Source organism: Bartonella sp. AD24XZML, from assembly GCF_042196485.1.
Lineage (GTDB): Bacteria > Pseudomonadota > Alphaproteobacteria > Rhizobiales > Rhizobiaceae > Bartonella.
The window spans coordinates 1-5,475 of the sequence record NZ_JBHIQH010000049.1; the positions used below are offsets into that span (position 1 = coordinate 1).

Genomic DNA, 5,475 nt, shown 5'->3' on the forward strand with positions numbered 1-5,475 from the left:
TTTTTCTGATCGTTCACGCATTATTGGGCTTTGTGGAAATGAATTCTTTTCCAAGTTGAAAAACCATAAAACAATTCGTGAAACCTATCTCAACACAGCTCTTGCACAAACTTTAAATAGTGCTGGAGGTGTTGCAACACCAAGTTCGATTGGCTCTGGGAGCTTTGGTAGTTTTGACTTTGCGGGTGTGACTTTCATTAATTACCGGAGTATTCACAACTATAATGTGAGTGCGAAGGCTGGAACAAAGCGCGCCATAGGCATTAAGCCGGATGAATGTCAATTCTTGCCTGCCAATGCACCGGGAGTGTTTCAAAAAACCTTTGCACCGGGAGAAAGTTTGGATTTTGCCAACACGGTTGGAAAACCGCTCTACACCATGTTGATCGTTGATAACGACCGTAATGCATGGGTAAAGCCTGAGGTCTATAGCTATCCGCTTTATATTTGCACGCGTCCTGAAATGCTCTTTAAAGCGGTCAGTGGAGGAAAATAACATGCGATGGCATGGGTTGCTTAATAAAATGATTCAAGACGTGCGCAACACCTTTGGGCAACCCGTCATCTACACGCGAAAGGACAATCAGCAATCTTTTCGTATCACAGCGATTTACGGCATCAAACATTCGGAATCGGAGGCTGGAGGCAGAATCCCCACCACAATTGCAAGAAAGGAACTTGATCTTTGTATCAATGATATCGGGGGAGTACCACCAAAACCTCAAGATCGTATTGTGATCATCTCTCCTGAAAACAACAAAGCCCCCTCTTCTCAAGAACACTTCGTGATCACAGATGTCCAAGCCTCTGAATCCGGTATGTATAAACTTATCTTACGTAACGAATCTCCACCCAACAAGCAGTTTTGATTACATTTCTGAGATACAGAAGGGGAATAAAATATCCCCCTTCTGCTTTTTTTATCACTCACTCAATTGGAATACGCCAAGCCTTTCGCCCATAGTGTTTTGCGTAAAGTTTTTGACCTGTATAAGGACATCTACGCCATGTGCGAAAAACGTACGTTTTACTTTCTTTAAACTTCTGTGTATTATACATGGAAGTTCCTTTTAAGGTGAATTGACCTAGACAGGAAACATTTACAATGATACAATTCCGCCTGTTGTTACGGGTTACATCTTGTTGTTTCCTGTCTGGTTTTACGTCAGCTAACCGAAACCTGACGTAAACTCTTTATGGGTTTGAGCTGCAACTCAAACCCTTTTTATTCTGATTTAATATTTAATGTTTTCATTCTAACCTTTGCTGCTTGTAATGAAACTTTATAGCACTTAGCGATCTCTTCTGGAGTCTTAAATTTGGGCATACCTGAACGTGGCATTAAAAGTTCAGCGGCAAACTGATCAGCTTGCCGTTCTGAACTGCGATAAGCAGGTATTTCATGAGAATCAATTACGCGTTGTAAGGGTAAATTTGTATGTAAAAAGAGGTGAGCAAATTCATGAGCAACTGTAAATCTTGCACGACCATTACCATCGTACGCATCTCTATAAATATCTTCTCTTAAAACGATGAACTTACCTTGTGGATCAGTTAAACCACCCACATTTCCCAGTTCTTTCTTATCTGCGATACGTAAATGAAAATCTCGCTTCATATTAGGCAAAATGTGTTCAATAAACTCCATTACTGGAAAATATTGGACATCTGACAATTGTAATTCTCTTCGAAATAAACCAGCTAAATAACTAATTTTGTGCCAACTACGAGGAGGAACTTCATAATCAATGCTTTTATACACCTTCTATTTACCTTCTTTTTCTTTTATCTGTTTCATTAATTTTTTCATTTTTTCTACATCTTCTGGAGAAATGTTATCTATAACTCTAGCAAACATACCAACAAGTTCACCTGTGGATGAATTAGAAGACTTTATTGTAAAACTCTTACGGCAGGCATCAGCCTCTTTTCTTAAGAGAGAAGCCATATCTTGATCTAAATCGTATAATTCTATGATCTTTTCTTCCATACCAACAGGCACAGATTTTTTGCCAATCTCGACAGAAGATAAAAACGCTACAGATATACCTAATTTATCAGCCATATCTAAAAGACGTTCTGCATGATCAATACGGAGTTTTCGTATGGTTTTACCAAAGGATGTAAGCATCAAATATAACTCCAAAGGACGGATAATTAATCTTAATAAGTTGAATATATTTTATCTTAAGGTATAAATCAACTCTTTTTTTTACAATAATTACAAATTGCCAATAGCAAAAATTTAAAAATTATCGAAAGTTGCTTGACATTATAGTAGGAGTATGAATAATCGAATCAGGTGCCTAAGAAACACCTTAAACACATAGCGGATAGATTGCCGAAACAATCTTTTCACCGCCAATTAAAAACTTTGACTCGTTGTATGCTACAAGCATATAATGATATTGTCGGGTGTGGTTATGCTATACAATACCCTTTTGGGAAAGGCGTAACGACGGGCTATGTGCCGTGTTTCTTAGCACCCGGCACTCTTTAATTGAGTGTCATTAAGAAACCTTTAAGCACATAGGAGCCAAATCATGGCACAATATTTAATCGACATACACAAAGCTACAATTGATGGTGATACCGTTCAGACGGTAAATGCACGTGAGTTACATGCATTTTTGGAAATAGGAAAAGATTTCTCTACTTGGATTACTGACCGTATCAATAAATATAATTTATTAGAAAACCAAGATTTTGTTTGCTCCCCGATTTTGGGGAGCAAAGGTAGGGGTGGTCACAATCGTAAAGACTATCACCTGATCTTAAGTGTAGCTAAAGAACTTTCGATGCTTGAGAATAATAAGAAAGGTAGAGAAGCTCGTTTATACTTTATCAAATGTGAACGGCTTTTGAAACAAGTAGTGACACCACAAGTTGACTACTCCAAACCGGAGGCATTACTTGGTGTTTTGAATCACTTACAAAGCCAAATCAAGCAGAAAGATCATGTTATTGCCGAATTGGCTCCAAAAGCAGAAGCTTTAGAAGGTTTAAAACGCTCTGATGGTCTGTTTGGTTTAATTGAAGCAGCAAAGATGTTGGAAGTGCGACCAAAGGATTTAACGGATTACTTGCGTAAACATGATTGGGTTTATCGACGGGCTCCAGGGGCGCCTCTGTTACCTTATCAGGATAAAATCAAGAAAGGTTTCATGGATTGCCCTGCTATCACCATTCAAAGACCGGATGGTACAGAAAAGGTACTCCCTTCAACGAAAATCACCTCGAGAGGATTGGCATGTTTGAGAGAACAAATCTTTGGGGGTGTACAATGAATACCAGTATTGATTTCTTATGCGATTTGTGGATGACGCTGTATCAGTTTTCTGATCGTGATGATGTTGAAGACAAAGTTTTTAGTGCTCTCATTGAAACCATGGATGCAATAGAAAAAGCTTTAATCTTAAAGCTTCAAGATGAAAGCCCGAATGCACTCAAAATTCTGGCAATGATTACAAATTTTGGAGCCTTAAAACCTCCCTCGATTATGCAGCCTTTGCTGAAAACTTACGAACCAAATTTAGAAAAACCTATTAAAAAGGTTGCTTAAGTAAAACATGCCCCTTCCCCACTTCAAAGGTGGGGAGGTGGTTAAGTTCTACATTCAAACTTATTAATTTTGGCAAATTCATCTGCTTTTTCGGCTTGTAAAATATGAACATCATAAGCAGCTTGCATATTAAGCCAGAACTCAGCTGTCGTATCAAAAAAAGAAGCCAATCTGAGAGCCGTATCAGGAGTTATTGGACTATTTTCCGCAACAATACGTTCTATCCTCGTGCGTGGAACATTCAATGCTTTTGCAAGAGCATAAGCAGACAGAGCATATTCTTTTAAATATTCCTCCCGTAAAATTTCTCCAGGATGTATTGCAATATAATTTTTCATCTCGACCTCCTATAGATCAATGATAATCTATAATTTCAACTTCATAGGCGCCATTAATACGCCATTCAAAACAAAGACGAAACTGGTTATTAATACGAATAGAATATTGACCTTTACGCTCTCCTTTCAATGCTTCTAAATGATTTCCTGGAGGACTGCGCAAATCTTTAAGATCAACTGCTTTATCGAGCATAAACAATTTTCTTTGGGCTATACGCACTAGAGTGGTGGGAAAGCCTCTGGGCGGATTGCCTTCTAGAAGATCTTTACACCGCTTATCAGCAAAAGATTCAATCACCAAATCACCTCTATTCGTTCTTTTATGTATCATAACATGATACTAGTTTTAAGAAAAGGATAAATGTTAAATGACAGGAACACTCATGCATCCGAGAGAGACGATAAGAGAAACATTTGTTGCGTTGATAAAGGCTGCAAAGACGGCAGCTGGTGACAATGTTTTCAATATGCGTGATTTCAATTTATTTATTGAAGCAATGCCAGCTATTAATATCTCAACGCAAAATGAAACCATTGAAGATGGACATGATTTTGGCTTAAGGCGGCGTGTTTTAACAGTAGATGTTGAATGCTATGCAACATGTGAAGATGGTGCACGCTTTGTTGACCAATTAGCATGGGAAGTTGAAGAGATTTTCTATGCCAATCCCAATCTTAACAACACCGTTGAGACATGCCGCCTGCAAAATATTGCTTTTGCCTTTGGCGATAATGGCGCCCTAGCGCTCCATGGTGCAATTTTAACCTTTGAAGCCATTTATGTGACCAATATCCCCAACATGGATGAAGAAGAAGGCAGTGTAACAGCAAGAATCGTTGAACCTTTCTTAAGCTTTGAACCAGAAACAGGTGTGGGAAACGAAGACAAATACCATAAAATTGAAGGTGGACATGTTAGAGCGGCGCGATAAAGAGATCACAGATCTAAAGAGACGTGTAGCAAATATGGTTGTGGTGGGGAAGATTAGCCATGTCGACCATAAAAACGCACGCTATCGGATAAAAAGTGGCAATCTTGTCAGTGACTGGATTCCAGATACCCAAGCCCGCGCCGGTAAAACACGTTCTTATGAAGGACGCGATGTTGGAGAGCAAGTGATTGTTGTTTCATCATCAGGGGATTTATCACAAGGGATGATTATTGGTTCACTTCACACCGATGCTAATCAAGCAGCCGATAAAGGCAGCATTCACCGAACGATATACCCCGATGGAACCAGCCTTGAATATGATGATGAACAAAATACTTATGGAATTCATATCAAATCAGGTGGAAAATTTATCCTCACGATTGCTGAAGGTGTGTCACTAAAAGGTGATGGTGGGAATCTAGAGCTTACCGCACCGGAAGGCATAAAGATTGTTTCAAAAAGCGATATAAATTTAAACGCAAAAGGCAACATCTCTTTGAAGGCAGGTGGTGGCGTTTCTCTGAATTCGAATGATAGTATCTCTCTTCATTCTGGGAATAATGTTTCCATTCATTCAAGTGGACTAAAACATAACAGCACCAATGTAGGAGCAACCCATGTTCATGGGGGTGTTTTCCCTGGT

Annotated in this window: 11 protein-coding genes; 6 read left to right on the forward strand and 5 right to left on the reverse strand. The window is 39.0% G+C overall.

Annotation, left to right across the window (positions count from 1 at the left end):
• Both ACFIMX_RS04245 and ACFIMX_RS04250 read left to right on the forward strand, forming a co-directional pair.
• Positions 1-496: major capsid protein (locus tag ACFIMX_RS04245; RefSeq protein ID WP_375694070.1), on the forward strand; the 496-nt coding region annotated here is incomplete at its 5' end.
• Position 497: 1 nt separating this feature from the next.
• Positions 498-869 carry a hypothetical protein gene (locus ACFIMX_RS04250; protein ID WP_375680204.1) on the forward strand — a complete coding sequence of 124 codons (372 nt, stop codon included), beginning with the start codon at positions 498-500 and terminating at the stop codon, positions 867-869.
• Positions 870-927: 58 nt separating this feature from the next.
• Here the strand turns inward: ACFIMX_RS04250 and ACFIMX_RS04255 are convergent, their stop codons facing one another.
• From ACFIMX_RS04255 to ACFIMX_RS04265, 3 genes are all read right to left on the reverse strand, one after another.
• Positions 928-1,059: a hypothetical protein gene (locus ACFIMX_RS04255; RefSeq protein ID WP_375639620.1), complete on the reverse strand. Its 132-nt coding sequence runs from the start codon at positions 1,057-1,059 to the stop codon at positions 928-930.
• Positions 1,060-1,225: 166 nt separating this feature from the next.
• A complete protein-coding gene (locus ACFIMX_RS04260) occupies positions 1,226-1,762 on the reverse strand; it encodes an ImmA/IrrE family metallo-endopeptidase (protein ID WP_375639618.1) in 537 nt (178 codons plus the stop codon).
• A gap of 3 nt (positions 1,763-1,765) precedes the next feature.
• Complete coding sequence (locus ACFIMX_RS04265) at positions 1,766-2,131, reverse strand: helix-turn-helix domain-containing protein (protein ID WP_375639622.1); 366 nt, start codon at positions 2,129-2,131, stop codon at positions 1,766-1,768.
• 412 nt (positions 2,132-2,543) lie between these two features.
• Here ACFIMX_RS04265 and ACFIMX_RS04270 point away from each other — a divergent pair, with 412 nt between their 5' ends.
• Together ACFIMX_RS04270 and ACFIMX_RS04275 are read left to right on the forward strand one after the other, a co-directional pair.
• The gene (locus ACFIMX_RS04270) at positions 2,544-3,287 is read left to right on the forward strand and encodes an antA/AntB antirepressor family protein (protein WP_375639617.1); all 744 of its coding nucleotides are present in this window, start codon (positions 2,544-2,546) and stop codon (positions 3,285-3,287) included.
• Positions 3,284-3,562: a hypothetical protein gene (locus ACFIMX_RS04275; protein WP_375639616.1), complete on the forward strand. Its 279-nt coding sequence runs from the start codon at positions 3,284-3,286 to the stop codon at positions 3,560-3,562. Before ACFIMX_RS04270 ends, ACFIMX_RS04275 begins: the two co-directional genes overlap by 4 nt.
• A gap of 41 nt (positions 3,563-3,603) precedes the next feature.
• On the opposite strand, the gene ACFIMX_RS04280 is transcribed toward ACFIMX_RS04275, so the two are convergent.
• Both ACFIMX_RS04280 and ACFIMX_RS04285 read right to left on the reverse strand, forming a co-directional pair.
• The gene (locus tag ACFIMX_RS04280) at positions 3,604-3,900 is read right to left on the reverse strand and encodes a HigA family addiction module antitoxin (RefSeq protein WP_100129256.1); all 297 of its coding nucleotides are present in this window, start codon (positions 3,898-3,900) and stop codon (positions 3,604-3,606) included.
• A 16-nt stretch (positions 3,901-3,916) separates the two neighbouring features.
• Positions 3,917-4,231 (reverse strand): type II toxin-antitoxin system RelE/ParE family toxin, encoded by a 315-nt coding sequence (locus tag ACFIMX_RS04285; RefSeq protein WP_375694071.1) that lies wholly within the window; start codon positions 4,229-4,231, stop codon positions 3,917-3,919.
• A gap of 52 nt (positions 4,232-4,283) precedes the next feature.
• Between ACFIMX_RS04285 and ACFIMX_RS04290 the strand changes: the two genes are divergently transcribed.
• On the forward strand, positions 4,284-4,832 hold the full coding sequence (locus tag ACFIMX_RS04290; protein ID WP_375639621.1) for a hypothetical protein: 549 nt from the start codon (positions 4,284-4,286) through the stop codon (positions 4,830-4,832).
• Positions 4,813-5,475, forward strand: a 663-nt coding sequence (locus tag ACFIMX_RS04295; RefSeq protein ID WP_375694072.1) for a phage baseplate assembly protein V, incomplete at its 3' end; no start/stop codon positions are given. The genes ACFIMX_RS04290 and ACFIMX_RS04295, both read left to right, overlap by 20 nt.